This is a genomic window from Streptomyces sp. NPDC035033, from assembly GCF_040636735.1.
In the GTDB taxonomy this organism is placed as follows: Bacteria; Actinomycetota; Actinomycetes; order Streptomycetales; family Streptomycetaceae; genus Streptomyces.
Genome location: NZ_JBEZUZ010000042.1, coordinates 28,043 through 54,499 on the forward strand (window position 1 = coordinate 28,043; position 26,457 = coordinate 54,499).

General features: G+C 73.9%; 21 protein-coding genes and 3 pseudogenes. 16 read left to right on the plus strand and 8 right to left on the minus strand.

Annotated elements, in window-relative coordinates; all coding sequences use genetic code 11:
* Positions 1 to 153: 153 nt before the first annotated feature.
* Both AB0E83_RS18860 and AB0E83_RS18865 read left to right on the plus strand, forming a co-directional pair.
* Positions 154 to 888 (plus strand): translation initiation factor IF-2, encoded by a 735-nt coding sequence (locus AB0E83_RS18860; protein WP_362112530.1) that lies wholly within the window; start codon positions 154 to 156, stop codon positions 886 to 888.
* A gap of 163 nt (positions 889 to 1,051) precedes the next feature.
* Positions 1,052 to 1,726: pseudogene (locus AB0E83_RS18865) on the plus strand (SMI1/KNR4 family protein); the annotation flags it as partial.
* A 144-nt stretch (positions 1,727 to 1,870) separates the two neighbouring features.
* On the opposite strand, the gene AB0E83_RS18870 reads toward AB0E83_RS18865, so the two are convergent.
* From AB0E83_RS18870 to AB0E83_RS18880, 3 genes are all read right to left on the minus strand, one after another.
* Positions 1,871 to 2,785 (minus strand): AAA family ATPase, encoded by a 915-nt coding sequence (locus AB0E83_RS18870; protein WP_362112533.1) that lies wholly within the window; start codon positions 2,783 to 2,785, stop codon positions 1,871 to 1,873.
* Positions 2,786 to 2,787: 2 nt separating this feature from the next.
* Positions 2,788 to 4,005, minus strand: coding sequence for an RNA ligase (locus AB0E83_RS18875; protein ID WP_362112536.1), 1,218 nt, complete (start codon positions 4,003 to 4,005; stop codon positions 2,788 to 2,790).
* 118 nt (positions 4,006 to 4,123) lie between these two features.
* Positions 4,124 to 8,473, minus strand: a complete 4,350-nt coding sequence (locus AB0E83_RS18880; protein ID WP_362112539.1) for a hypothetical protein — start codon at positions 8,471 to 8,473, stop codon at positions 4,124 to 4,126.
* Between the two features lie 170 nt (positions 8,474 to 8,643).
* Here AB0E83_RS18880 and AB0E83_RS18885 point away from each other — a divergent pair, with 170 nt between their 5' ends.
* Together AB0E83_RS18885 and AB0E83_RS18890 are read left to right on the plus strand one after the other, a co-directional pair.
* Positions 8,644 to 8,853 carry a hypothetical protein gene (locus AB0E83_RS18885; RefSeq protein ID WP_362112542.1) on the plus strand — a complete coding sequence of 70 codons (210 nt, stop codon included), beginning with the start codon at positions 8,644 to 8,646 and terminating at the stop codon, positions 8,851 to 8,853.
* Positions 8,854 to 9,162: 309 nt separating this feature from the next.
* The gene (locus tag AB0E83_RS18890; protein WP_362112545.1) at positions 9,163 to 9,888 is read left to right on the plus strand and encodes a hypothetical protein; all 726 of its coding nucleotides are present in this window, start codon (positions 9,163 to 9,165) and stop codon (positions 9,886 to 9,888) included.
* Positions 9,889 to 9,957: 69 nt separating this feature from the next.
* Here AB0E83_RS18890 and AB0E83_RS18895 read toward each other — a convergent pair whose 3' ends face one another.
* Complete coding sequence (locus tag AB0E83_RS18895; protein WP_362112548.1) at positions 9,958 to 10,629, minus strand: response regulator transcription factor; 672 nt, start codon at positions 10,627 to 10,629, stop codon at positions 9,958 to 9,960.
* On the minus strand, positions 10,626 to 11,840 hold the full coding sequence (locus AB0E83_RS18900) for a HAMP domain-containing sensor histidine kinase (RefSeq protein ID WP_362112551.1): 1,215 nt from the start codon (positions 11,838 to 11,840) through the stop codon (positions 10,626 to 10,628). The genes AB0E83_RS18895 and AB0E83_RS18900 overlap by 4 nt, the downstream gene beginning before the upstream one ends.
* A gap of 163 nt (positions 11,841 to 12,003) precedes the next feature.
* Here AB0E83_RS18900 and AB0E83_RS18905 point away from each other — a divergent pair, with 163 nt between their 5' ends.
* The gene (locus AB0E83_RS18905) at positions 12,004 to 13,560 is read left to right on the plus strand and encodes a hypothetical protein (protein ID WP_362112554.1); all 1,557 of its coding nucleotides are present in this window, start codon (positions 12,004 to 12,006) and stop codon (positions 13,558 to 13,560) included.
* Between the two features lie 230 nt (positions 13,561 to 13,790).
* Here the strand turns inward: AB0E83_RS18905 and AB0E83_RS18910 are convergent, their stop codons facing one another.
* Positions 13,791 to 14,978 carry a hypothetical protein gene (locus AB0E83_RS18910; RefSeq protein WP_362112557.1) on the minus strand — a complete coding sequence of 396 codons (1,188 nt, stop codon included), beginning with the start codon at positions 14,976 to 14,978 and terminating at the stop codon, positions 13,791 to 13,793.
* Positions 14,979 to 15,224: 246 nt separating this feature from the next.
* Here AB0E83_RS18910 and AB0E83_RS18915 point away from each other — a divergent pair, with 246 nt between their 5' ends.
* From AB0E83_RS18915 to AB0E83_RS18945, 7 genes are all read left to right on the plus strand, one after another.
* Positions 15,225 to 15,695 carry a hypothetical protein gene (locus AB0E83_RS18915; RefSeq protein WP_362112560.1) on the plus strand — a complete coding sequence of 157 codons (471 nt, stop codon included), beginning with the start codon at positions 15,225 to 15,227 and terminating at the stop codon, positions 15,693 to 15,695.
* A gap of 222 nt (positions 15,696 to 15,917) precedes the next feature.
* Positions 15,918 to 16,064 carry a hypothetical protein gene (locus AB0E83_RS18920; RefSeq protein ID WP_362112563.1) on the plus strand — a complete coding sequence of 49 codons (147 nt, stop codon included), beginning with the start codon at positions 15,918 to 15,920 and terminating at the stop codon, positions 16,062 to 16,064.
* 111 nt (positions 16,065 to 16,175) lie between these two features.
* Positions 16,176 to 17,651 (plus strand): hypothetical protein, encoded by a 1,476-nt coding sequence (locus tag AB0E83_RS18925; protein WP_362112566.1) that lies wholly within the window; start codon positions 16,176 to 16,178, stop codon positions 17,649 to 17,651.
* Between the two features lie 452 nt (positions 17,652 to 18,103).
* A complete protein-coding gene (locus AB0E83_RS18930; protein WP_362112569.1) occupies positions 18,104 to 18,697 on the plus strand; it encodes a WHG domain-containing protein in 594 nt (197 codons plus the stop codon).
* Positions 18,694 to 19,587, plus strand: coding sequence for an alpha/beta hydrolase (locus AB0E83_RS18935; protein WP_362112572.1), 894 nt, complete (start codon positions 18,694 to 18,696; stop codon positions 19,585 to 19,587). Before AB0E83_RS18930 ends, AB0E83_RS18935 begins: the two co-directional genes overlap by 4 nt.
* A 263-nt stretch (positions 19,588 to 19,850) precedes the next feature.
* Complete coding sequence (locus AB0E83_RS18940) at positions 19,851 to 21,452, plus strand: peptide-N4-asparagine amidase (RefSeq protein ID WP_362112575.1); 1,602 nt, start codon at positions 19,851 to 19,853, stop codon at positions 21,450 to 21,452.
* A 270-nt stretch (positions 21,453 to 21,722) separates the two neighbouring features.
* Entirely contained in the window at positions 21,723 to 22,238 is a 516-nt protein-coding gene (locus tag AB0E83_RS18945) for a DinB family protein (RefSeq protein ID WP_362112578.1), read from the plus strand.
* Here the strand turns inward: AB0E83_RS18945 and AB0E83_RS18950 are convergent.
* Positions 22,235 to 23,142, minus strand: a pseudogene (locus AB0E83_RS18950) (IS5 family transposase). The gene AB0E83_RS18945 and the pseudogene AB0E83_RS18950 sit on opposite strands and share 4 nt — an antisense overlap.
* 87 nt (positions 23,143 to 23,229) lie before the next feature.
* On the opposite strand from AB0E83_RS18950, the gene AB0E83_RS18955 reads away from it, so the two are divergent.
* The 3 genes from AB0E83_RS18955 (at position 23,230) to AB0E83_RS18965 (ending at position 25,377) form a co-directional block, all read left to right on the plus strand.
* On the plus strand, positions 23,230 to 23,862 hold the full coding sequence (locus tag AB0E83_RS18955; RefSeq protein WP_362112581.1) for a hypothetical protein: 633 nt from the start codon (positions 23,230 to 23,232) through the stop codon (positions 23,860 to 23,862).
* A gap of 273 nt (positions 23,863 to 24,135) precedes the next feature.
* Positions 24,136 to 24,609, plus strand: a complete 474-nt coding sequence (locus AB0E83_RS18960; protein WP_362112584.1) for a hypothetical protein — start codon at positions 24,136 to 24,138, stop codon at positions 24,607 to 24,609.
* Positions 24,610 to 24,813: 204 nt separating this feature from the next.
* Positions 24,814 to 25,377 (plus strand): dihydrofolate reductase family protein, encoded by a 564-nt coding sequence (locus AB0E83_RS18965; RefSeq protein ID WP_362112587.1) that lies wholly within the window; start codon positions 24,814 to 24,816, stop codon positions 25,375 to 25,377.
* A 304-nt stretch (positions 25,378 to 25,681) separates the two neighbouring features.
* On the opposite strand, the gene AB0E83_RS18970 is transcribed toward AB0E83_RS18965, so the two are convergent.
* Positions 25,682 to 26,023, minus strand: coding sequence for a hypothetical protein (locus tag AB0E83_RS18970; protein ID WP_362112590.1), 342 nt, complete (start codon positions 26,021 to 26,023; stop codon positions 25,682 to 25,684).
* A gap of 224 nt (positions 26,024 to 26,247) precedes the next feature.
* Here AB0E83_RS18970 and AB0E83_RS18975 point away from each other — a divergent pair.
* A pseudogene (locus AB0E83_RS18975) lies at positions 26,248 to 26,457 on the plus strand (hypothetical protein); the annotation flags it as partial.

Here is a 26,457-nt window from a genome sequence, read left to right on the forward strand (position 1 = left end):
GGCCGGCACCCGCGCCCACCGGACGACAGCGACGGTCCAGCCCCCGGGCCGGACCCGGGAGATGACCGTCGTACCGGATGAGTACGATCGCCCATACCGGTCTGAGTACGCGAGCGGCTGCCCGCCCGCGCGCGGCGCCGGAAGGGTGGGCGCATGCGTCGACGACTCCTGATCGTCCCCTTGTTGCTGGCCGCCGTCGGCTGCGCGCTGGTGCGGAACTCCGAGGACCACGCGACGGACACCGCACGGGAGACGGCCAGGAAGGCGGGCGAGCGGCTCTACGGCCAGCGCCCGCGCACGGCGGAGGAGGTGGGGCGCTCCGCTTCCGGCCTCGACGGGGTGGAGGTGCTGCGGGTGACGGGCACCTCGACCCACGACGGGGACGGCGTCGACGTGGTCGTCCGCACGTCCGGCACGGCGTACGACGACCGGTTCGACGCCCAACCGGTCACCGTGCGGCGCTGTTTCGAGGTGCGGGTGTCGCCCAGGTCGGAGTGGCGCGAGGAGCCCCGGGACGTGGACTGCCCGGACAACCCCCCGCTGACCTTCGCCCCGCCGCCCGAACCGCCCCCGCTGCCGTACGGGGAACTCTCCGCCAAGCTCCCCCGGGTGCCGAAGGGCGGCCGGGCGGACGAGGCCGAGGTGCGCCGCGTGGTCGCCGCCCTGGACCTGCACCCGGAGATCCGTACCGAGGTGGCGGCGGACGGCGACCGCGTCGGCGTCCTCCTGTCGCTGAAGGGCAACGGCTTCGACCCGCAGGACTGCCTCCTCGCCCGCGTGGCCCCCGGCGCCACCGAGGTGTGGACGCCGCCCCGGATCCAGCGGATGCCCGGAGAAGGCGGCTGCACCGTCTCCAACGCCCTCACCCCCCTGCCCCCGCCGCACTGACCGGCTCCCCACGAGGACCACGGCCGCCCGCCCGCGCGGGGCCGCACCGCCGGAACGCCTCCCGTCCCCCTCGGCGCCGGGGAAGACCGGGACGGCTCCGCGCTGATGGCGTCGCCCCGGGAAGAGGGGCGGCCTGTCAGTGGCGGCGCGTACGGTTCTGCGCATGACCGAGGGACAGTGGGCGGGTGTGCGCGAGCGGGTCGAGGCGGTGGGGGCCCGGGCCGGCGACGAGGTGTTCGGGGGCTCGGCGCACCGGTGGGTCCTGGAGGATCCGCTCACCCCGGAGGAGCTCGCCGAACTGGAGGCTCAGACGGGCGTGCGGCTGCCGGGGGAGTACCGGGACTTCCTGCTCCACGTCGGCGCGGGCGGAGCGGGCCCCGCCTGCGGCGTCTTTCCGGTCCGGCGCGTGCGGGGGCGCTGGCGCTGGGAGGGCGATGGCGCCGACCTGGCCGACCTGTCCCGGCTCGCCGAACCGTTCCCCGACCGGGGACCGGACCCCGACCTGCTCGACGCGCTGCTCTCCCGGCGCCCCGAGGAGGAGGACCACGACGCCGTCGAGGAGTTCGACGACGCCGTCGAGGCGTGGGAGGAGCGGTGGGGCGCGGTGATGTTCGCCCCGGAACGCACGGCCGGAGCCCTCGTCATCTCGCACCTGGGCTGCGCCCAGCGGGAGTGGCTGGTCGTCAGCGGCCGTCACCGCGGCACGATCTGGTCCGACCGCCGGGTGGACGACGTCGACCTCGCGCCGCTCCTCGACCGCGACGGCCGGCCGGTGACGTTCGCCCGCTGGTACACCGACTGGCTGGAGGAAGCCGAGCGCACCGCGCCCCCGGCGCCGTCCCGTCCCTCTACGCCGCCGACCGCGTCCGCGCCGACGCCCCCGGCCCCGCGATCGCCTTCTCCGCCCTCGCCACCACCGTGGCCCGGCACGCGCGCCGCCACCTGAGCGGCCGGCGTCGGCGCGCGGTCCCGCGCGGGTGGCTCAGAAGGCGCCGTAGTTGACTTGCCAGGTCGGCAGCCCCATCCGGCGCCACACCGCCACCACCCGGTCCCGGTCGTCGAGCGACACCCGGACCGCGTAGCGGTGGCGGACGTGCGCGTCGAACAGCTCGGCCTTGACGAGGTCGTCGGAGCGGCCGTCGCCGGAGGCGCGCATCCACAGCTCGTCGTACGGGACCTCGTACCGCTCCAGCCACGCCTCCGTCAGGGCACGGTGGTCCTCGCTGCGGCCGGACAGGAGCACGACGCGGTCCCGGTGCGCGTCGCGGAAGGCCCGCAGGGCGTCACGGACCGGCACGTTGAGCAGGTCGAGGTCGCAGCGGGTGAAGTCGTACGGTCCGCGGTCACCGCGCAGCGCCAGGGTGCCGTCGATGTCGCACAGGACGGCCGACGGCAGCGCGGCGTCGGGGACGTACGGGGTGACCGCGGGCCGGTCGTTCAGCCAGTCGGCGGTGAGCCGCCAGCCGCCGCGGACGGCCTTGGCGTGCTTCTCGGCGAGGATCCGGATGATCTCCTCGCCGACGGGCCGCTCGCGGGCCGCGTCACGGCGGACGCACTCGTCGGCGGGCACACCGGTGAAGTCGTGCACGACGAAGGCGGCCTCGCGGCCGGCCAGGGCCGCCTTCAGCCGCCGCGGGATGTGCGGGGTGAGGTGGGTGTTGTCGACGACGACGTCGAAGCCGTCGTCGACGGCGGCGCGCACGGTGACGTCCTGGACGTCGAGCACCGTCCGCTCGTGGGCGCGCGAACGGCGGTCGCCGCTCGGCAGGTCGAGCATGGCGCGCAGGTCGTCGAGGTTGACGCGGCGCATCCGGCCCCCGGAACGCTCCTGCAGGGCACGGGCGGCGGTCGTCTTGCCGGAGGCCGGCAGTCCGGTCATCACGTGGACCACGGGCACGGTCAGTTCTCCTCGTCGGTGGTGAAGGGATCAGCGGTCTCGGGGCGCAGGCCGCGCCACACGAAGAGGTCGGTGGGACGGCCGTCGAGCCGCAGGAACATCGCCGCCCGCAGCCCCGGATCGGGCAGCTCCTTGACGGCGCGGGCGAACGAGCCCCGGTCGGCGGCGAGCGGCGCGAACCGCTCGTACGCCTCGTCGATGGCCCGCGTCCGGGCGGCGAACTCCTCCTCGAGGCCCTCGATCACGGACCGGACCCAGGCGTCGAACTCGTCCGGCACCTGCTCCAGGAGCGCGTCCAGGGGCCGCCCGCCCCGCGCCCGGACGCCCCCGAGCTCCGCGACGGACAGGCCGAGGCCCTGCGCGAGGGCCTTGGCGGAGGTGCCGGCGAACCGCTGCACGCCGTGCCCGCGCCAGATGTCGCGCTCGGTGACCCCGGTGAGGACCTTGTGGAGCCGCACGTACTCGGCGAGCTTGGCCTTGGCGCGCACCCCGGACGCGAACCGCAGCACGAACCCCTCGGCGTCCGTGCCGGTGGCGGCGGAGCCGTCGGGCAGCGTGTTCGTCTCGGCCAGCTTGACGAGCGCCTCCAGCGGCATGGGCGGGTGCACGGTCACGACCGACCCGATCCCCTCCCACGCGGCCGCCGCCTCCGCGAGCCCGATCTCCGTGCCGTCGGCACCGAACGCGGCGAGCAGGACGAGGTCCCGCCGGTCGCCGTAGTTCACGACGATGCGGTTTTGCGGGTAGACGATCTCCATCAGGTACGTCACCCCCGGCACCAGCCGCGCCGTGTCGGCGGCGTCGAGCCGGCGCTGCGCCCAGGTCGCCTGGGCACTGGTGAAGGAACCCTTGGAGGCGACCCGCCAGCGCCCCTCGTAGTGGAAGACCAGCCCGAGGCTGCCGTCGACCTTCTCGTACACCTCGAACGGCTCGTCGGGCAGCGCCGGCGCGTGGGGCAGACCGGCCTCGTGCTCGGAGACGTTGAAGAACTTCGGCAGCGGAAGGGCGACGATCCGCCCGGTGCGGTCGTCGGCGACGAGCCCGCGGCAGCGGGTGGTGACGCCGTTCCAGACGCCTTCGTACTGACAGCTGCGCGTGTACGTGTAGAGGGACAGCGGCAGCTCGGGATGCGACTTGCGGGTCACATGCCCGGCCTCGACCGCCGCCGCCAACTCCTGGGGCGGCAGCAGCGCGTCGAGAGTCAGGTACGCCTGGCTCATGGGTTCCTCCCGGTGTCGAGAGGCTCATTCTTCAGTGCGGACAACGGCCTCGACCAGCGATTTAGCGCGCACCCGGCGCCCGCGCCCGCCGGACGCCCTGGAATGCCCCGACGACGCCTCACGACGCCGTGATGTCCTCGTAGAGCGTCTCCCAGCGCAGGTTGGCGCCGTCACGGCCGGCCCAGGACGCGGTCCGCCGCGCGGCGTCGTGCAGCTCCGCCGGCCAGGCGGGGTCCGCGAGCAGCCGGTGCAGCTCGTCCGAGATGTCGGTCACCGCCTGGCCCGCGACCTCCAGCAGGTGGCGGGTGAGCTGGTGGTCGCGCGGGCCGTATCCGACGAGCAGGTCGTACAGGCGGGAGCGTTCGGCGACGAGGAGACGCAGATAGGGGCGCCAGGGGTTCCAGCCGGCGTTCCGCCACCGCGCGGAGGCGCCGGACCGCGCCGTCGCCACGGTGACCGCCCGCTCCAGCAGCCGCTCGGCGTCCTTCCGGTGCCCCGCCTCGTGGAGGTCGACGCACAGCCGGGGCACGGTGTCGAAACGGCGCGGCCACACGTTGCCCGGCTGCGCCAGGCTGTGCCCGGACGGCAGGCACAGGTCCGGAGGGAGGAAGACGAGGGCCTCGACCTCTTCGAGGACGGGGCCGAGGTCGCCGGCGCCCGCCGCGACCTTCCCGCGCGCGTCGAGGACGGCCAGACGGACGCGCAGCAGCTGCGCCGCCTCGCCGGCCAGCATGACCCCCTCCTGCCCCGGTCGGCCGACCCCGGCGGAGAGCTCCGCGGCCCGGTCGACCAGGCCGTCCAGACAGGGCGTCAGGACTTCGCGCGCGCGGGGGAGGTCCCACGGGGCGGGGCCGGCGGCGAGGGCCTGGGCGACCGCCTGGAGCAGTTCGGTCTGCGCGGTGGTGCTGGTGTTCAGCGACTCCACCTGCCGCACCAGGTCCCCGGGGCTCCCCAGGGGCACCATGCCGTGGCTGATCATGCGCGCGGTCAGCCGGTGCGCGGCGGCGGCCGCCCGGTGGTCGTCCCGCTTCGCCAGATGGGCGGCGAGGGCGCGCAGGTGTTCGGGATGCTCGGTGGGCAGTCGCCGCTCGCTCGCCCGGACGAAGCCGACGACGGCGTCGGCGTTCCCGCGCTCCTCGGCGTCCCGGAGCAGCCACGGAAGGAGCAGGCCGGGCGCTTCCGGTACGCGGGCGACGACCTCCTCGCGGGGCGGTGCCAGCCGCTTGCGCGGCTGCTTGCCCCGCCGGCGGCTCCTGCCCTTCGCGGCGGCTTCCCCGGTTTCCCCGGTGTTCTTGGTGTCCTCCGCGGCCCCTTCAATCTCCCCGGCCCCCTCGGCCCCTTCGGTCCCCGGTGCTTCCGGGGCGGGTGCCGTTCCTCCGGCCAGGAGGTCGAGGGCGCGCACGGCGAGGTGGTGGCCGCCGGCCGCGGCGGCGACGGTCAGATCGGTGTCCCACGGAGCGGTGGTCCAGGGAAGGAGCGTGTCGGTGCGCGGCCTGGCCGAACGGGGGTCGTCGGGGAGGCACGCGGCCACCACGGCCCCGGGCAGGCGCCGGCCGCCCAGGACGCCCAGGGCGGTCAGCGCCAGGGCGGTGCCCGGCGGCCGCGGCTCCTGCCGGACCGCTTCGTGACCGGTCCGGTCCCGGCACCACGCGCGTGCGGCGCGCCCGGCGGGCGTCTCACCGGCCAGGAGGAGCGGGCGCAGGAAGTAGCGGGCCACGGCCTTGCGCGTGCCGTCCGTGGCGGCCGCGGCCGCGGCGTCGTCCAGCGCGGAACGCAGGAGTGCGGTGTCGGTGCGCGCGTCCGGGTGGCAGAGCTTGCTCGCCGCTCCGTGCAGGACGACGTGCAGCTCCCCGTCGGGCGGGCCGTCCGCCGGTCCGGTGAGGCGCTCCCGCACCGTTCGGAGGGTGTCGGCGGTGCGTTCGTGCCGGTGGACGGCGGCCCAGCAGGCCGCGGCGGAGGCGATGACCGTGTCGACGTCCTTGGAGATCCTGTCCGCCGCCGACATCCGCCGGGGCAGTCCGCGGCACAGCTCGCCGTACCGGTCCGGCCGGCGGGCGGCCAGGCCGGCGAGCGCGGCGAGCGCGCGCTCCAGCGGCGCGCCCCGCTGGACGAAGACCTCGTCGAGCATCTCCCGCATGACGGCGACGGCGGTGCGCGCGGTGCTCCCCGTGCCGTCCGCGCGGTCCGCGCCGTTCACGTCGTCCGAGGGGGTCCTCGCGTCGTCCGTGGCAGGCTCCGTGTCGTACGCGTGCGCCTGGCACATCAGGGCGGTCAGGTGCGGCGCGGGGGCGTGGCGGGCGAGCTCGCCGGCGTCGAGGCCGTACAGGAAGGGGACGACGACGCCGCGCTGCTGCTCGACGAGGGCCGTCAACGTGCGCACGACCAGGGGACGGAGCGGGGCGCCGCCCGTGTCCCAGACCGCCCGGAGGACCGTCGGCCAGATGTCCTCGGCGGGCCGGACGACGCCGCCGAGGGCGTCCATGTACTGCTCGGCGTGCAGGGTGCCGGTCTCCGGCTCCCGGACCACGGCGACCGCGTCGGCGACGGCGTCGAGCGGAGCGTGGCGCAGGCCCGCGAAGACGCGGAGGTAGGTGTCGCGCGCCACCGGAGCGGCGGCCCGGGCCACCTTCGCCAGGTGCGGGTACCAGCGCCGCGACTCGTGCGCGCGGGATCGGTCGGTGTGGTGGAAGGCGTGCCGGGCGGCCTCGGCGAGGTAGAGGTCCTGAGGGTGCCGGACGATCCGGCGGGCGGCGGCGGCCAGACCGGCGGGGGCGTCGGCGAGCCCGCGCCCCGCCGCGTACTCGCCGATGACCTGGTGGTGGAAGCGCACCCGCCCGGCGAGCCCTTCGCTCAGGACGCCCCGGCGGACCAGCAGCCCGGTCCAGCGGGCCGCGGTCCCGCTCGGCACGCCGCACCGGGAGGCGAGCAGGTCGCGGGCGTGCTCCCGGTGCAGTTCGGTGGTCCCCCGGAACAGGGTGGCCAGCCCGAGTTCGGCCGCGGCCCGCCCCAGTCGCCGGGCCTCCTCCGGCGCCACCGCGTCGAGGTCCGTCACCGCGTCGCGCAGGTCCCGCTCGACGCGCCGCTCCCAGTAGTCGTGGAAGAGCCCGGCGGCGTCGAGTTCGGCCACCTCGGGGCCGTGGGGGCTGTACAGGTCGAAGATCATGCGCAGGTGCAGCGGATGGCGGACCAGCCGGCTCAGGGGGAGGCCGCGGGCGGCCGCCTCGGCGAGCGCCTGCTCCATCCTCGGCCGGGAGCCGTCCTCGTCCCTCCGGGAAGGGGCGTACGCGCGTCCGTGGGCGGCGATCGCCCGGCCGAGTTCGGAGTCCGGGGTCCAGCCGCGTTCCCTGCGGTCGTCCTTCCCGGTCCCGTAGAGGCCGAGCGGGATGTTCGAGAGCAACGACGTGTAGGCGCCCTCGCCCTCCTCCGCGTCCCGGTTCCGCTTGAGCAGGCCGGCCTCACCGGACCGGCAGGCGAGCGCCACGGCGATGTTCCTGGACCGCAGGACGGTGATCAGCTCGGTGAAGTCGCGGGCGGTCTCCGTCTCGTGCAGCAGCAGGTCGGCGGTGTCCAGCAGCAGGACGATCCGAGGGCGCCCGGAGGCCGCCGCGCGCCCCCTCGTACCCGGGGCACCGGCCGGCTCGCCGGCGTGGGCCTCCAGCAGCCTGGGCAGTTCGTGCGGCCGCAGGTCCGGCTCGCGCCCCGCGCCGGCCAGCAGCGAGGTCGCGGACAGGACGACGACACGGAGCCCCGGACGCTTCGCCAGGGCCTTGTGCACGCCCCACAGGGAGCAGCTCTTCCCGACACCGGGCTCGCCCAGCAGGGCCGCGGCCTGCCCCGGCGCCTTGCCGTCCAGCTGCCGGTCGACGTGCCGGATCACCTCCTTCTCCGCCACGCGCTCGACGCGGACCTGCTCCAGCGTCACCTTGTCCAGCCCGGAGCCGAACGGGCTGACCGTGACGGTCCCCAGGACCCGCAGCACGCCGTCGTGCGCCCGCTTCAGCGCGGCCAGCTTGCCGGCGACGTCCTTCAGGGGCCGGCCGTGGGCGGCGGGCCACGGCCGGGGCCTGCTCGTCCGGTGCCGGGCCTGATCCTTGGCCGCCGCGAAGTCCTCGGCGGCCTTCGCGTAGCGCTCGGCCAGGACGTCCCGGTCCCCGAAGCCGCTCGCGCAGTCGGGAGAGCAGCCGGACCGCTCCTGCGCCACCTGGCAGAAATCCAGCCCGCGCCCCCTCGGAGCCACACCGCCGTTGCGGATCCACGAGGTGATCGTCGAGGCGCTCACCCCGCACCAGGCGGCCAGCTCCTTGTTCCGCATGCGGCGTCCCTCGAACCCGTGGTCCCGGTGCCAGGCCCAGTGCCGCAGCGCGTCCAGGAGCCACAGGCGGTCCTCGCTCCAGCCGCCGGTCTCCTCGGGCCACTCCAGCTGCCGGTTCCGCCCGGCGGGATGCCACTCCAGTTCTCCACCGGCCACTTCTTCGACTCCCCGAAGATCTGAAGAACAACCACTCAGCGTCATCGCACCAGGTCCGCAGCGTACGCGAATTGCGGCGACGGCGAACGGCGCCCGCGCCCGTTCTGCACAACTCGCCCTGACGGAAGCCTCGTTCGTGTCGGAACGACTCACACGAACGGGAGAAAGAGATGAACCTCGACGCACTGCTCGACCACGCCGGCGACTGGATCGAGACCCTGGCCCCCTGGACGGCCGTCAACCTCGGCCTGCGCCTCGTCCGGGACGTCGTCCGCTACGGCTCCCTGCTGTGGATGACCCGCGGCTGCACCCCCCGCGAGCGGGCCATGGCCCTCGCCGCCATGCACCGCCCCGGCCGGCGGGGCCGCCGAAGGAGGTGATCCGGATCCGGTGCGGGGCGGTACCGGAAGCTCCGCCCCGCACCGGACCCGCTGCCGGCGGCACCGGAAAGCCGAAGCGCGGTGGGGACCGGGACACGGCGGGTCCGTGCGGTCCAGGGGCGCTTCACGGCCCGCACCGTGCCCCGCCTGGCACCCGGGAGGCGCGGTCGGCGAGAGTGGGTCCCCACACGACGGAACGATCGGACCGCGGAGGACCGTGTCGGCGGCGGGGGAGGGGCGGCGACGGCGCCGCGGCGGCCGCCGGCGCTCCGCGGCCGGCGCGTCCGCGGGCGAGGGTGGGGAACCGAGATGAGTCTGCGCCTCTATCTGAACAGCGCCCGGCAGCCCCGTACGCCGGACGGGTCGGCGGGGGAGTGGGCCGGCTTCTTCGACGGCACGACGGAACTGGAGGCCAAGAACTGGCCTCCGCTGCTGTGGTGGGCGATGTTCGCCCGCGAGAACCTCGCGGAGGCGAGGATCGCCGACACCGAGGACGCCGGGACCGACGCGCACGCGGAGCTGCTGGGCGAGTGGGGCGACGCCACCTACCCGTACCTGGTGGTCGACCGGCGGACGGCGCTGGCGCGCCTGCGCGCCCGGCGCCAAGGGCTGGTCGACCGGCTCGGCGCGCGGTTCTCGCCTCTCTACGACGAGTTCGCCGCACTCGTCGACGCCCGGTTCGGTCCCTACGTGCTGCTGCGGACCGAGGCGTTGGCCGACGGCGGCGAGGGCGGTGTCCGTCCGCTGTTCGAGGAGACCCTGGCCGACCTGGAACGCCTCGACACCGGCGACGCCCCGGCGGCCGGCGGCCGGTTGGAGGGCCTGATCGCGGATTTCCACCGGTGGCGGCACACGGACCCGGTCCGGCTCCTGTCCGGCGTCGGCCCCGGCTGGCCGAGCGCCGGGCTGCGGGAGCGGTACGCCGACGCCCCGGCCGCCCGGCCCGCCGCCGGGGGCCGGACGCGGACCGTCCTCGCCGTCGTGCTCGGCGCGGCCCTGGTCGTCCTGGTGGCGGGTCTCCTCTGGCGGAGGTGAACAGGCACGGGCACGCCCGGAGTCCGGAGTCCGCCGCCCGGCGCCTCCGCGCCGGCCGGCCGACGCCCCTCAGACGGCCGGAGCGTCGGCGACGCGATAGCCCACCCCGGGCGTCGTCACGATGACCGGCGGGCCGCCCAGCTTGCGGCGCAACCTGCCGATGGTGACGGTCACCGTGTTGGTGAACGGGTCGGCGTTCTCGTCCCACACCTGCTCCAGGAGGTCCTCGGCGCTCAGGAAGCCCGGACTGGCGCGCAACAGCGCCTCCAGGACGGCGAACTCCTTGACGGACAGCTCCAGCGGCCGGCCGTCGCGCAGGGCGGTCCGGCGGACCGGATCGAGTTCGAGGCCCGCGGCGCGCAGCGTGCGGGCCCGGGCGGCCGGCCTGCGGCGGGCCAGGGACCGGATGCGCAGGATCAGCTCCGGGAAGTGGAAGGGCTTGGCGAGGTAGTCGTCGGCGCCGAGGACGAGGCCGCTGACCCGGTCCCCGGGCGCCCCGGCCGCGGTCAGCATCAGCACCATCGCGCGGTCGTCCCGCTCGGTGATCATCTGGCAGAGCGTGTCGCCGTGGAGGCCGGGCAGGTCGCGGTCGAGGACCACCACGTCGTACGCGTTGAGATCGAGCTTGGCGGCGGCGGCCAGACCGTCGTACGCGAGGTCGACGGCCATCCCCTGGTCCCGCAGCCCCTCGGCGACGACCTCGGCCAGCGACCGCGCGTCCTCCACGACCAGCACCCTCACCGTGACCGTCCCTCCGGACCGGCCGCCGACGACAGAGCCGCCGACGCCATCGCCACCGGGTGTTTCGCCATCGAGGACGGCATCGCCGGTGGCGGCGCCACCGACGGCAGCGTCACCGCGACGCGCAGACCGCCCGCCGGCCGGGCGAGGAGGGCGAGGCGGCCGCCGTGCGCCGTGACGATCGCCGCGACGATCGACAAGCCCAGCCCGGAACTCCCCTCCGGCCCCGTCCGGTCGGCGCCGAGCCGCTCGAACGGCCGCGTCAGTCGGTCCACCCGCTCCTGGTCGAGGACGCGCCCGCCGGTCTCGACGACCAGTCGCACCCGCGCGGCGGTCTCCTCGGTGCGGATCCGGATCCAGCCGCCCTCCTCGTTGTGCAGGATCGCGTTGTCGACCACGTTCTCCACCATCCGGGACAGCAGCGCCGCACTGCCCGCCGTCCAGGCGTCCGCCCGCACCTCGTCCTCCACGCCCAGCGCCCTCGCGGCGACATCGGCGGCCCGGGCGGCCAGCGCCTCCCGCACCAGCCCGCCGAGCGACACGGGCGTCCGGTCGGCCGGGGCGCCGTGCTGCGCCCGTGCCAGGACGAGGAACCCGTCGAGGAGGTGGTCCACCCGGTCGAGCTCGGTCCGCAGCCGGTCGGCGAGCGCGACGGTCTGCGCCGCCGCCCCCGGTTTGGCGACGGCGACGTCCAGCGACGCCCGCATCGTCGCCAGCGGCGTGCGCAGCTCGTGCGAGGCGTTGCCGACGAACCGGCGCTGCGCGACGAACGAGGCTTCGAGGCGTTCCAGAAGGCCGTCGACCGTGTCGGCGAGCTCCTTGACCTCGTCGACGGGCCCGGCCACGGCGAGCCGCTGGTCCAGGTTCTCCGCGGAGATCCGCCGCGTCGCGGCGGTGATCAGCCGCAGCGGGCGCAGGACCCGGCCGGCGAGGAGCCGTCCGAGCAGGAGCGAGAGGCCCGCCATCACCGCCAGCGCGACCAGCGAGCCGGCCAGCAGGCGCTGGTTCTGCTGCGCGTGCGCCTCCGCGAGCTGCCTCCCCAGCTCCTGGATCCGCTGCTCGGCGGCGAGGCCGGACCCGCCCGACGGGACCTGCCCGGGGATTTGCCCCGGACCCTGCCCGGGAGCGAGCGCGGTCACCCGGATCCCGGACATCAGGTACATCAGGGCGAGCAGCGCGATTCCGGACCCGAGGAACCCGCCGGCGTACAAGATCGTGAATCGTCGGCGGAAGGTTCCGCCCCGCAACTCGCCCACGCCGCCTCACCTTTCCGCTTTCCGCGCCCGGTCGGACCCAGCATGCCCGGTCCCGCCTAACAGCGAGGTGACAGCCGCCGTTCGGACCCCGTCATGACCGGATCGGTAGACCAGGACCATGTTTCCGACCGACGAACACCTCCGACGGGAGTGGACCGGGTTCCGGCGCGTGGGCAGGCTGGTCGCGATGGCGGCCGCGGCCCTGGCCGTCATCGTCCTGGGCCTGATCCAGGTCTCCGGCGACCACGCCTCGTGCGACGGCCCCTGCCCGGCCGAACCCACCGGGCCGGACGGCTCACTCGTCAACGACCAGTTCTCCTTCTTCCACCGCGCCCTGGGCACCGACGGCAGCATCACGGTCCGCCTGACGTCCATGGCGGGCACGATCACCTACCCGCCGCCGGACCACGACCGGATCGTCCCGGGACTGGTGCCGTGGGCGAAGGCCGGGATCATCATCAAGGACGGCGTCCGCCCGGGCTCCTCCTACGCGGCGCTGATGGCCACCGGCGGCCACGGCGTGCGGATGCAGTACGACTACCGCCACGACATCGCCGGCAGCGCCACCGAGGTCGCGGCCGGGACGCCGCGCTGGCTGCGCCTGACCCGGTCGGGCGACACCGTCACGGGCCACGAGTCCGCCGACGGAAGGAGCTGGACGGAGGTCGGGACGGTACGGCTCCCCGGCCTCCCCGAGACCGTGCGGGTCGGCCTGTTCGCCACCTCTCCCGGCGACCTGACGCTCCGCCGGACCGGCCTGGGCGGCGCCACGGAACAGGTGCGCTGGACCCAGGCCGGCGGCACCTTCGACCACGTCGCCCTCCGGGGCGCGGGCGCCGGCGGCTGGAACGACGCCGCCGTCGGCGAGCGGAACCGGACGGACTGGGAGAAGGACCACCTGGCGTCCGGGGCGGTGGAGAAGAACGGCACGGTCACCGTCACCGGCACCGGCGACATCGGTCCGGCGGGCGCCGAGGACGGCGCCCGCCCGATGGAACGCACCCTGGGCGGCCTGACCCTGGCGCTGCTCGTCGTGCTCGTGGTCGCGGTACGGTTCGCCACTGCCACTGCCACTGCCACTGCCACTGCCACTGCCACTGCCACTGCCACTGCCACTGCCACCGCCGCGACCGTCGGCCGGGCCGGGGCCGCGATGACCGACCGGACCGGGGCCTCGATGACCGACCGGGCCGGGGCCGCCGAGGGCGTCCCGGTCACCCGCTCCCGACTCGCGGCGAAGGCGGTCGTCGTCGCGGCCGTCACCTTCGGGACCGCCCTCCTCGCCCTGGGCACCGTGATCCCGGCGGGCGTGACGATCCTGAAGGACAACGGCATCCCCGTCGTCGGAGCCTCCGCGCTCACCGGCACGAGGGTCGTCGTCGGCACGGCCGCCGCCCTCGCCCTCGCCGCGGTCCTCGCCCTGGCGCTCGGTTCCCTGCTGCGCCGCACCTGGCTCGCGGTCCTCGTGGCCGTCCTGACGATCGCGGTCCCGTACGCCGTCACCTCCGTCCCCCTGCTGGCCGACGGCCTCGCCCAGTGGCTGTTGCGGTTCACTCCCGCCGCCGGCTTCGCCGTCCAGCAGACCCTCGTCGAGCATCCGCAGGTCACCGCCCACTACGCCCCCTCCGCCGGATACTTCCCGCTCCCGTGGTGGGCCGGGCTCGCGGTGCTGTGAGCGTACGCGGCGCTGTTCCTGGGCCTGGCTCTGAACCGCCTGCCGCGGGGCGACGAACGGGCAGGGCGGCCGGACGACCGGAGTTGACCCCTGGCGGCGCGGAGCCCTCTGGGTCCCGCGCCGCCACCCCAGACACCCCAGACACCTCAAGCACAACAGGGCGTGCGACAGGGGCATGGCGACGGCCCCGAGCCGTCCCGGACGAGGCCGGCCCGTCGGGCCGGGGAGGGCTACCCGCGCCCGGCGAGCTCGTCGAGGGCCTCCACCCACAGTCCGGGCAGCTCGGCGGCCACCGCATGGGCCTGGTCGTGGACGACCGTGAACCGAGCGGTGTCCATCGCCCGGGTGAGGGAGAAGTAGCCGAGCATGCCGGGGCTGTTCAGACCGAAAACGCTCGTGGCGAGCGGGGGAGCGCCCAGGACGCGGTAGGTGCCGTTGATGTGGATGTGACTGGCGGCCAGCCGGTAGTCGGCGCGCTCCACCGCCCGCCGGAGGAAGCGGGGCGGAAGCCGCAGGAGCGTCCTCCAGCCGCTCTCCCGCAGCCCGGACCCCTTGTGCGCGAGGGTCTGCCCGACCACGGACTCCAGCCGCTCGCCCGGCCCCGCCACCGTGCACGGCAGCCGCAGCATCGCCGGCAGGGCGGCGTTCCCCGGCGCGAGCCGCGCCTCCTGGACGCGGACCGACATCGGCATCACCACCCGCAGGTCCCCCACCCGACCCCCCTGCCGCCGCTGGAAGGCCGCGAGCGCGCCGGTCACCGCGGTGAGGTACACGTCGTTGACGCCCACCCCCCACCGCGCCGCCACCGCCCGCAACTCCCCGTCCGGGACGTCCTCGTACGCCGTGGCCACCCGCCCGCTCCGCGCCGTGTCGCACCCGGCGGGAACCACCTCGTGCGCGGGAGGCTTCCCCAGCGGGGACGCCCCCAGCCACGCCAGCGGGGCCCGCCCCGCCGCGGGCGGACGGTACGGGTACGGCCCGACGACGGGCTCGTCGGCCAGCAGCGCGGCCACCAGGTGGGCCGTGCCCACGCCGTCCACGACGGCGTGGTCGACGCGGAAGCACACCCGCTGCACCCGCTCGTCCCGGCACGTCAGCATCCGCAGGTCCCAGCCGGGCGCCGGACGGGCGGGCAGCGGCCCGCCCCACACCGCGTCGGTCGCCCCGGCGAGCCGGCCGTCCACCCGCTCCCCGGCGACGTGCAGTCCGACCTCGGGAGGGGCGGTCCGGGTCCATGAGCGCGCCCCCGCGACCGCCACGACGTTCAGGGCCTCCAGGCCGGCCGCCCGCTCGGCCACCCGCGCGCGCAGGTCGTCGAGCGTGAACGCCCCGGCGGGAAAGTCCAGGACGTGGCCCACCACCATCGGCGGAAGGCCCCGCGCCGGGAGCAGCGCGAACGCCCGGTCCAGCGTGTTCATCCTCTCCTCCCGGGCCACCGCCCCGGCACGGGACCCGGCCACCCTCTCCGCCACCATCCGGACCTGCATGGACCACCTCGTATCCGATCGACCGAAACCCGCCTGTGCGGCCAACGAGGCGCGTCGGCGAAGGGACACGGCGCCCCGCGCACCGCATCCGGCGCGGGGCGGGGCGGGGCCACGGGCGATGTCAGTGCCGGCCGTTACCGTTTCGACCACCACGAAATCTTCGGGGAGGGGTGCGCGATGGGCGCCAGCGGGTGGAGCTACGTCACCGAGTACGACGGGGACGTCGAGGCGGCCGTGGAGGCCCTGCACGCCAGGGTGTTCCAGGAGGAGTACGGGGACGGCTCCTCGTACGAGAGCCTGGACGAGCTGTACGAGGACGAGGAGTTCATGGGGACCGAGGGCACCCACACGATCCTCGACCTCGACAGGGTCGTCGCCACGGACACCCCGCCGTCACCCTCCCGCTCCTCGGACCACGGCACCCTGCGCCCGCTGGCGCGCGACCGGGTGGTGCACCACTTCGGCACGGCCGAGCCCACGGTCGAGCAGTTCGAGAAGCTCATCGCCGCCGGCTGGGCGGCGCGCCACGAGGAGTACGAACGGAGCCTTCCGGGCGAGTGCCGGATGCGGTGGACCGGTTACCACGTGGTTCTCCACTCCGGCGGCGCGCCCACCCACCTGGGCATCTTCGGTTTCTCAGGCGACTGACGCGGGGCGCCGGAAGACACATGGCCAGGAGCGGCCCCTGCCCGCGGCCCGGGCCCGCGGCGCGGCCGACGGCCCGGTACGGCACGGCCGACGGCCCGTACGATCCGGTGCGGCGCACCGACGACGAGGGCGCACCTGCCGGCACGCCGGGAACCCGACCCGTCCGCGGCGAGTCATGGTCTGTGTCGAGTCATGGTTTCTACGGCACGGGGCGGGAGCACGATGCACGACGAGCCGACATGGGCCGAACTCCTTCTGGGGTCCCTCCTCATCCTGGGCGTCCCCACCGCCCTCGTAGGAGTGGTGGTCTTCGCCCTCGTGGGACTGACGCTGTGGGCGACCGCGCCGGAGCGTCCCTGGAGACGCTGACGTCCGCGCCCGCTTCGCGCCGCCGCACGCGTCCGCGTCCGTTCCGCTCGCCCGCTCCGTTCCGCCCGCCCGCGTCCGTGTCCGGAGGCGTGCGAGGATCACGACATGGTCATGCCTACTCCTTCGCCCTCCGGCACGCGGCACCCGCCCGCGCGTCCCGCGTCGGCCATGTCCGTGCTGGCCGCGCTGCTGGACCGCTCGGTGGAACGGATGGCGGAGGCCGCGGCGGACGCCCGCCTGTTCGACCGGGAAGCCATTCGCGAGGCGTCGGACGTGTGGGACAACAACCTGTTTCCGCTGTTCCGGGCCGCGAGCACGTCCAGGGCCGGTGAACGCGACCGGCGGGCGACGGCCGTACTGGAGTGGATGGCCGGTCTCGGCGAGCGGCGGCGCACGTGGATGACCGAGCAGGCCGCGGTCGCCGGGTACGACATCGCACCGCTCCTGCCGCCACCGGAGCCGTACGTCCCGGGCCGCGACTACCGCGGACACGTCATGGCACCGCAACGCCGGCTCACGCCCCGGAACGTGGACGAGCTGCTCCCCGACTACGATCTGGCGACGGCGTCCGTCCGCCACCTGCGGGTGGAGCGTGCCGGTACGCGCCTCACCGCCTTTCTCCAACTGGCCGTCGGCCGCGAGTTCGCCGTCGAGGAGTCCGCGCCACCCGCCTTGCTGAACGTGTGGCTGGACGACGTCACGGACGCGGCCTTCGACCTCTCCGACACGCGGGGCGCGATCCTCGACCCCGGAACGCGGGAGACCGGGATCTCCCTGGGCCCGGCCGGCCGGCTCCGCGCCGCCGGCGGCGAGTACTACGTGGACGACCGCTCCTGGTACCTGTCGGCCGCCGGCCGGCGCGCAGACGCGGTCACCCCGCCCCGCACCGACGGGTCGGACCGCCTCCGCCGCCCGCCGGACGGAGAACTGGGCTCCGACGCGCATGCCGCCGCCACGCTTCTGCGCCGCGCCATGTGGGAGCTCCGCTCGGTCCGTTACGCCGAGCACGCCGGTCGCGTCCCGGTGCTCGCGCTCTGCCATGCCTTCTCCGGAGCGGGTGGAGCGATTCTGGCCGCGGGGTCGCGGCGGGGCGCCCGCCGTGAGGCGGCCTTCCGCGAGGTGATGCGCACCTGGCTCGACCGGAGCGACCCGGCCCTCACCCGCTGGCTCGCCACCGTGCTCAGGCACGACGTGGGCCGTCCGGACCTCATCGGGACGCTCCGGCTCCCCGAGCGAACGATCCCCTCCCTCACCGCCGGCCCGCCCGCATCCGGACCGCCCGAGCAGGCGGCCCTCGTCATGACGTCCTGGACGGCGGCGCACGCCGATCACGGGACGGAACGTCCGGCCGCCGCCCAGCTCCAACTCGCCCTGCCGCCCCGCCCCGGCGAGAACCCCGCGGGACCCTGGCGGCTGCGGACCGTCGGCTGTACCGAGCCGGACGCCTTCCACCTGCGCACCGACGCGTTCCAGGGCTCCGGGGCCCTCGTCCAGGTGGGCACGCCCACCGCTGCCTGCAGCCTCGGCCTGCACCAGGGAGCCCTGCTCATCGCGACCGGAACCGGCTGGAGCGCGTCCGCGCACTGACCCACGCCCGGTGCCGTCAGCGGCTTCCCGACCCACCGCCGACAGTGTGGTCACGCGCCACTCGGCGCCACGGACAGGCCCCTGGCCGCCCGCCTGCGCCGCCACGACAGCACCCGCTACTGAATCGGGGGCGGAGGACACCGGCCCCCGCCAGGGGATTCAGAAGCCTGCCGCTGGCCGGCGGGGCTTCGGAGCGGGGGCGAGAACCGGGACGACCCGAGGCCAGGAGCCGACTCAGGTACTCGGCGCAGGCCAGGTCCTCGACAACCACCAGGTCCCCGATCCGTGCCGGGGCCGCGCCGAGGAGCGCCACCGGTGGAGACCGTCACCCGCGCGGGAGGGACGGCGTCGGCCGCCCGGATCCGCGCCGCCCGCAAGGGCGCCAGGTTGACGTACCTAGAGACCCTAGGTTAAACCTAGAACTCCTAGGAGAAGAGAGAGGGAGAGGGTTCATGGCGCGGGCCGGGCTGACGGCGGAGCGGGTGACGGTCGCGGGCGCCGAGCTGGCGGACGAGGTCGGACTCGACCGGGTGACCATGACGGAGGTGGCGCGCCGGCTCGGCGTGAAGGACGCGAGCCTCTACGCGCACGTCCGCGGCCTGGACGACCTCCGGGGCCGGATCGCCCTCCTGGCGGCGGACGAGAAGACCGTCCGCATCGCGGAGGCGACCGCGGGACGGGCGGGCAAGGACGCGCTGGTCGCGTTCGCGAACGCCTGGCGGGAGTACGCCCACCAGCACCCCGGCCGCTACACGGCGACCCAGACCCCGATCGAGATCGACCCCGACCTGGCCGCGCGGGCGCCCGGCCCGCGACGCGCGGTCGAGCTGACGTACGGCATGCTGCGCGGCTACGGCCTGGCCGAACCCGACCTGACCGACGCGGTCCGGCTGCTGCGCAGCACGTTCCACGGGTTCGTCGCCCTGGAGGCGGCGGGCGGTTTCGCGCACGCGCGCCCCGCCCAGGAGTCCTGGACGCGCGCCCTCGACGCCCTGCACACGCTCCTGGAGCACTGGCCCTCCACCCGCGAAGGAGAATCCGCATGACCACCCCGACCATCGGCAGCCTGCGCGTGCCCGGCGCGACCCTGCGCTACGAAGTGCGCGGCCGGGGACCGCTCCTGCTGCTGATCCCCGGAGGAAGCGGTGGCGCCGCCGCCTTCGACGCCGTCGCCGACGACCTGGCCGCCGAGTACACGGTCGCGACCTACGACCCGCGCGGCCTGTCCCGCAGCCCGCTCGACGACCCCGGCGCCGAGCAGCGGGTGGCCGAGCACGCCGACGACGCCCTCCGCCTGCTGGACCTGCTCTCGCCCGACGAGCCGGCCCGCGTCTTCGGCAGCAGCTCGGGAGCGATCGCCGGCCTGCACCTCCTCACCGCCCACCCCGGACGCGTCGCCCGCCTCGTGGCGCACGAGCCGCCGGTCGTGGAGGTCCTGCCGGACGCGCCCGAACACCGCGCGTTCGTCGCACGCGTCCGGGAGACCCTCCACACCCAGGGCCTCATGCCGGCGATGGCCGCGTTCGCGGCGGGCCTGGCGAAGGACGGCGCACCCACCAAGTCAAAGGAGGGCGCACCCACCGCACCGAAGGAGGGCGCACCCACCGCACCGAAGGCGGCCCCGGCCGCCCCCGAACTCCCGCCGCAGGCGGCGGCGCGCGCCGAGCGGACGATGGCCGACCTGCCGTACTTCGTCGGGTCCATCGTGCCCCCGTTCATGACCTATGTCCCCGACATCCGCACGCTGGCGGCACGGCCGGACCGGCTCGTCCTCGCCGTCGGTACGGACTCCGAGGGCGAACTGCCCCACCGCGCGGCCGCCGCCCTGGCTGAGAAGACCGGCACGGAGCTCCGGCACTTCCCCGGCGGACACACCGGCCTGACCACGCACCCGGCCGAATTCGGCGCCTTCCTGGCGAAGGCGCTCCGCGCCTGACACCGACTCCCGCCCCGCGCCGGAGCCATGGCGCGGCCACCGGCGCGACGCACCCACCCCCGACCGCCCGCCCCACCGCCGCCGGAAAGAACACCGGAGGCTCCCGCGCCACTCCACCCGAGCCGAAGAAGGCCACCAAGAACTCGATCCGCAAGAACCCGATCCGCAAGAACCCGATCAGGCCGCCGCTCCGCCCGGATCTCGCCAACCCGAACCCACGCCCTCTGGACCGCGACAGGGAACCCGCGCTTCACTGCTGCCCCATGAGACAACGGAAGATCATGAGCATGATCGGCGGCCTGACCCTGGCCGCCGGGCTGCTGCTCGCCGCTCCTGCGGCGCAGGCGGACGGAACCCCGACACCGCCGCCCGAGTTCACCACCGACTGGCACGACCCGGTCACCGCCGCGCCGCCGGTCGCCGTCCCCGACACCCGCTCCTGCCAAGTGACGCTGGTCGAGACAGAGTTCCGCGACTTCACGCCGTACAAGGGGAGTTACGCCCCGCCGAAGGAGTGCGGCAACCGCTGGAACAAGGTGGTGCTCCGCCTCGACGGCACCGTGAAGGGCCGTCAGTACGACCGGCTCGGCCACCTCACCGTCGGCGGTGTCGAGATCTTCCGCACCTCCACCCCCGAGCCGTCGCCCGACGGCATCGCCTGGTCGGTGGAGAAGGACGTCACCCGCTACCGCGACACCCTCAGCCGCCCCCAGAACATCGAGATGCTCATCGGCAACGTCGTCAACGACACCTACACCGGTGTCCTCGACGTCAAGGTCACCCTCACCTTCTACGCGGCCCGGGGCGCGGTCGAACCGGCCGCTGGCACCCCCGACCGGGTCCTGCCGCTCACCGGCGCCACCCTCACCACCCCGCGCAACACCGAACGCATCCTCGCCGAGGTGTACGCCACCGGCTCGGGCGGCGGCTGCGAGGAGTTCTGGTACCTCACCGTCCCCGACGCCGCGCCCTACTCCTGCAAGGCCACCGACGGCCCGTACCGCGAGGTGCAGATCTCCGTCGACGGCAGACTGGCCGGCATCGCCGCGCCGTTCCCGCACGTGTGGACCGGCGGCTGGTCCAACCCCTTCCTCTGGTACGTCACCCCCGCGCCGCGCGCCTTCGACGTCCAGCCGATCGTCTACGACCTCACCCCGTTCGCGTCGCTCCTCAACGACGGGCGCGCGCACCGCGTCGAGGTGTCCGTGGCCGGCGTCCCGGCCGGACAGACCGGCTGGAGCGTCCCCACCAACGTACTGCTCTGGCAGGACGAGAGCAGCGCGGTCGTCACCGGAGCCCTCGACCGCCACGAGGTCGGCGACCTCCGCAACTCCGCGACGTACACCGCCGGTTCGCCCGACCGCCTGGAGACCACCGGCGGCCACACGCTCACCGTCGCGGGCCACCTGAACACCTCGCACGGCCGGGTCTCCACCACCGTCACCCGCACCGTCGGCCACCGCTCCGCGCACACCTGGGGCGCCGACGAGAACCCGGACGCGCTCGACGCGTCCTGGAGCGACGACGAGACGGTGACCGCCGGCCGCACCACCACCCGCACCCACCGCGCGTACACCATGGACGGCGAGATCACCGTCGGCACCGACAACCGGCTCCGCACCGTCCTGACCATCGGTGACCGCGCCTCCTCCGACGTCATACGGAACGGCAAGCGCCTCTTCTGGTCCCGGCTCGACGACACGTACACCGGCGACGCCTCCTTCACCCTCGGCGTCCCGCGCGAACAGCGCCGCGCGGTCGGCACCAGCACCGAGCGCTATCGCCTGTACTCCTCCGACGGCTGCTACGACCACTCCCTCAAGACCGTCCAGGGCACCCTCGTGGAAGACCTCCACCGCTGCTGACGAGAGAGCCCGCCGAACCGTCCGGGCCCCGCCACGCGAGGCCCGGACACCCTGACCCACCGTCAAAACGCAAAAGGTTCCCCGCGTGCACGAACGGCGAGCCGCAAGCACCCGGCACGGCCGGAACGCCACGCCACGGATGACCGCGAGTGTGTAGCGGGACAGGAGAGAACGCTCGCGGCCCGCGTTCTGTAGACAAGCTCTGGCCTCCGCCTCACCTTCTCCCTCAGGGCCTGCCCGGTGGATCTTGTGACCGCGTAACGTGCAGGCATGGCACCTTCACTTGAGCGTCCCCCCTTGCAGGCCGATGAACGCACGGCGCTCATCGGCTGGCTCGACCTCCAGCGGCAGATCCTGCGGTGGAAGTGCGACGGTCTGAGCGAGGCCGACGCGCACCGTTCCGTGATCCCGACCTCGCCGGCGATGACGATGGCCGGGCTGATCAGCCACATGCGGTGGGTCGAGCACGCCTGGTTGGAGGTGGTTTTCCTCGGCGGCGACAAGACACGGAATCCGTCCTTTGACGAGGCGGACGAGGGCGCCGAATGGCGGGTCGACGGCGTTCCGCTGAAGCAGCTGCTCGTGCAGTACGAGGCCCAGTGTGCCCGCAGCAACGAGATCGTGGCCGCGGCCTCCCTGGACGACGTCGGCCGCCACCCCGACTTCCGCGCCGGCAGCGCCAACCTCCGCTGGATGCTCATCCACCTCGTCGAGGAGACCGGGCGGCACGCGGGACACGCGGACATCGTGAGGGAGCTGCTCGACGGGGTGAAGGGGTACTACTAGATCGCCCCGGCGGACTGCGACCGGAGCCGAAGCCGGATGGAGACGACGGTGACGGTGCCGTGGAAGACGCAGGCGCGCATGTCGAACCGCGTTGCCACGGCCCGGAAGTTCTTGAGGGAGTTGATCGTGCGCTCAACTTCGTTTCTCCGCTCGCAGATCGACTTGTCGAAGCCTGCGGGTCGGCCGCCTTTGCCGCCGCGGGCCTGACGGTCGGCCCGCTGGTTCCCCGGTGCGGGAATGGTGTGCTTGATCCGGCGACTGCGCAGGTAGCTGCGGTTTCGGCGGGAGGAACGCGCTTTATCACCGCCGACGTGATCCGGCCGCGTGCGTGGGCGCCCGCCGCCCGGCCGACCGATTCGGATGCGGTCCATGACCGGGATGAACTGCGGGGCGTCACCCCACTGCCCGGGTGCGAGCAGCAGGGCCAAGGGGCGCCGTCCGCCCTCGCCGGCGAGACGGATCTTGCGGGTCAGGCCGCCCCGGGAGCGTCCGAGCCCCTCGTCGGGGCGGTGGTGCCGGGGCGTGCGTCTTCTCCCGGCACTCGTGGCGAGCTCCTGCGAGCCCCGGCGGCATGCTGGTGGGCCCGGCAGGAGGCCGAATCGACGCTCACCGTCGACCAGTCGACGCGGCCGCCCGCGTCGACGGCGACCAGGACGGCCGCGAAGAGCCTGTCCTCTGTTCCTTCCGTCCGCCGACCAGCGTCTGCGCCGCTCGTACATGGTCTTCCACTTCCCGAACGGCGCAGGCAGATCCCGCCATGGCACCCCGGTGCGCTGTCGACACAGGACCTGTTGATGATCCGGCGATGGCTGGCCCGGCGTCCGCCACGCTCACGCTGCCCCGACCTCGGCAGGTGCGGCTTCAGCCGGGCCCACTCGTCCTTGGTGAGATCTCCCCGCCCCATGACTACGCCAACGAGACGAGAGCACCGCGATCACAAGATCCGCCGGACAGGCCCTAAACTGCGTGATCCGCATCGCTCGGGGGGAACATGAGCTTCATACGCGAACGAAGACGCTCGGTCTTCCTGCTGCTGACACCGGCGTTCCTTCTCGGCACCGCGGCCCTGGCCGGGGTGGCGACAGGGGGCCAAGGCGGCCTGATACTGCTGACCTGGCCTCGTGAGCAGGCATTCCTGCTGGCCGGCACGGTTCTGATCCTCCTGGCCGTAGCGGTCCTGCGCGGTCTGACGAAGTCCCCGCTGCGCACGGCACTGGCCACCTTGCTGCTGCTCCTGGGCGTTCCGTCGACCTGGATCGGCGGAACTCTCGGCCTGTACGACCACGCCGAGCGGGAGGTGAAGACGCAGGCGGCACCGGGCCGCAGCGACCGCAGGCTGGTCATGGTGCAACACGACGACTTCGACCCCGCGCGCTGCCTCTACGTCCACCAGGACGGCCTGCTCGGGGAACGCCGTTGGACGGTCAGCTGCTTCATGGGCGAGGAGGACGGACTCCGGGACGCGGTGTGGACGTCGCCCGAGCGGATACGCATCACCGTGGACGGCACGCCACGGGAGAGTCACGAGGTGACCATCCTGCCGAGCGGTCAGCCCGAGAGGGTCCTCCTTTACGGCAGCGCGATCTGTCCTGGCGACTTGCGTGGGGACTGCTGGAGTCCCTGAGCCCGCGGGAAGGCATCGACCCCAGTGGCACGCCACCGGACACCTCCCGCGCCGGGCACGCCGAACAGCCGCTGCCGCCCGCCCGCCGGATTTCGCCCCCACGCCCGGCCGGCCCGTAAAGCGCGAACGGCGCGGTCGTCCGAAAGAAACCGTCCAGGGCTTGTCCGGACGGCCCCCGCCCTGAGGGAAACGGCGCCCAGACCCCAGACCCCAGGCCCCAGGCCCCAGGAATCTCGTTGTCGAAGGTCCTGCCGAGTGAGGTAGAAGGGCGGCATGGACACCGCCGTACTCGAGCAGATGCTGGACGAGACCTTCGATCTCGCTGTCGTGCACCACGGATACACCGACTACATGCGCGACTACGAGGTCATCGTCCACGCGACGGCCGATCCCCGTACCGGCATCGCCCCGTCCCACCTGCGGTATCTCTTCCGGTACTGCGTCGAGGCCCGGTGCGAGACGTCGGTGCCGGCGGAGATCTGGCAGGTCTCCTTGGACGACCGGCTCATCGACCACGAAACCGGTGTCGACCTCGACGGATACGTCTGGGGCGTGAAGTGGCACGCCCTGTACCCGGGAGCCAGACTCCTTCCCGAGTCCGAGGCGACCCGCCGCTGGTCGAAAGCCCTCGGGATCGACTTCCACGAGGTGCGCATCGAAACCAACGCGCACAACGTGACCTTGCTCTTCTCCGACCTCCAGGTGAGCGAGGTACCGGCCGGATACGCACCCTTCGTCACGGAATGACGGCCGCAGCGGTTCCCGCCGACCAGCAACAGGCGCTGCGGCAGACGGCGGGACCACCAGCAGGCGATCGACGGATTCCGCACCGGGCGCAGATGGGGGGTACAGCGGAAGGAAACGCCGTAGCCCGGGTGATCCCGCGAGCCGCGATGTGCCCTGCGGCGTCGGCGGTCGTACTGTCGAACCCGGCACGGAGGAGGACCGCTGATGCGCAAAGTGACCTATTCGATGAACGTTTCCCTCGACGGCTACATCGTCGGACCGGACGGCGGCTTCGACTGGTCGGAGCCTGACGCGGAGGTCTTTCGCTTCTGGATCGATGAGCTCCGCGACATCGGCGTCCACCTGCTGGGGCGACGGCTGTACGAGACGATGCTGTACTGGGAGACCGCCGACCAGGATCCATCGCTCGGCGCCGCGGAGCGCGAGTGGACCGCGCTCTGGAACCCGCTTCCCAAGGTGGTGTTCTCCACCACGCTGTCGGCGGTGCAGGGCAATGCACGCCTGGTCTCCGGCGGTCTGGCGGAGGAGATCGAGCGCTTGCGGGCCGAGCAGGCGGAGGGCGACATCGCGATCGGAGGCGCGAGCCTCGCCGCAGAGGCGGCCGAGGCGGGTCTGATCGACGAGTACCGGGTCGTGTTCTACCCGGTACTCGTCGGCGGCGGCATCCCGTTCTTCCCCCAGCACGAACGCCGAGTGGACCTCGAACTCGTCGAGACCCGCACCTTCAACTCGGGAGTCGTCTACCTCCGCTACCGCGTAGCGCGCTGACCGCCCGTTTCGGAACGGGGCGACCGCGGCCCTCGTACTCGGCGATCCAGATCGGCAAGGCTCCCGGACGCGTACTGATCCTGCCCCTGCCGACCTGCTCCCGAACGGTACCGCCGCTGCCCCAGACGGCCCCACCACGCACCCACCGGCGACGAACCGCCGCATCGAGGCCCCACGGTGGCCGACCCGTACTCGAGGGACGACGTCCCGTGGGGCAAGCGGGACCGTCAGGCGGGGTGGGACAGGAAAAGAACCAGGTGAGGGATCCGACGTACGAGAGGCCGGGTCCGTGCGAGAGGCCGGGTCACGGAGAGGGCGGCCGTCGGAGATCGGTCTCTGGTTTCGGCGGGTACTCGACCCGTTCGGCCTCCCAGTACCAGTCTTCTCCCCGGTGGACCTCCCGGCCGGGAAGAGGGTTCGGCCCACCGTCCCGGCCCGCATGCCAGTGAATGAAAGCGACCACCGCGACGAAGAAGAGGACCATGCCGAGGACGGTCCACGCCGCCGGATCGCCTTCGGCAAGCCGCGGCCCACCCGTGGTCCAGAGATAACGCCCGAACCGCCAGACCGCCATCACCAACACATACCCGAGCCCCAGGCCAAAAGGCAGGAAGACCACCCCGACGGCCAGGCACCCCACGTCCACACGCCCACGACTCATCGCCAACCCCCGTCGCCCCGTTCGGTGTTGCCAGGGCGGGCATACCCCACCCCGGCACGCCCGACACCGGCAACGCGATGTCGTGAAGAAGACATCGCGCCGATCAGAAGCTCTGCTGTCCCCACGGGGCACTGTCGGTGTGCGTAGGAACGTGGTTACGGCCGGAGTCCCGTTCCCACCTGCGACGATGGCTACGCGAGCGTGGTACCACCCACCGCATCGCCCGCAAGAGCGTCGAGTCCTCGCAGCGACTGGGCCGCCATCGCCGGACCATCGAGCGCACCATCATGGCCTGGCCCGCCGGCTGCCGACGACTCCACCGCCGCTACGAACGCAAAGCGGCACCCTTTCTCGCCTTTGCCGCCGTCGCCTGCACCCTCATCTGCTACCGCAGACTCGGCGGCCTCCCTCCTCGGTAA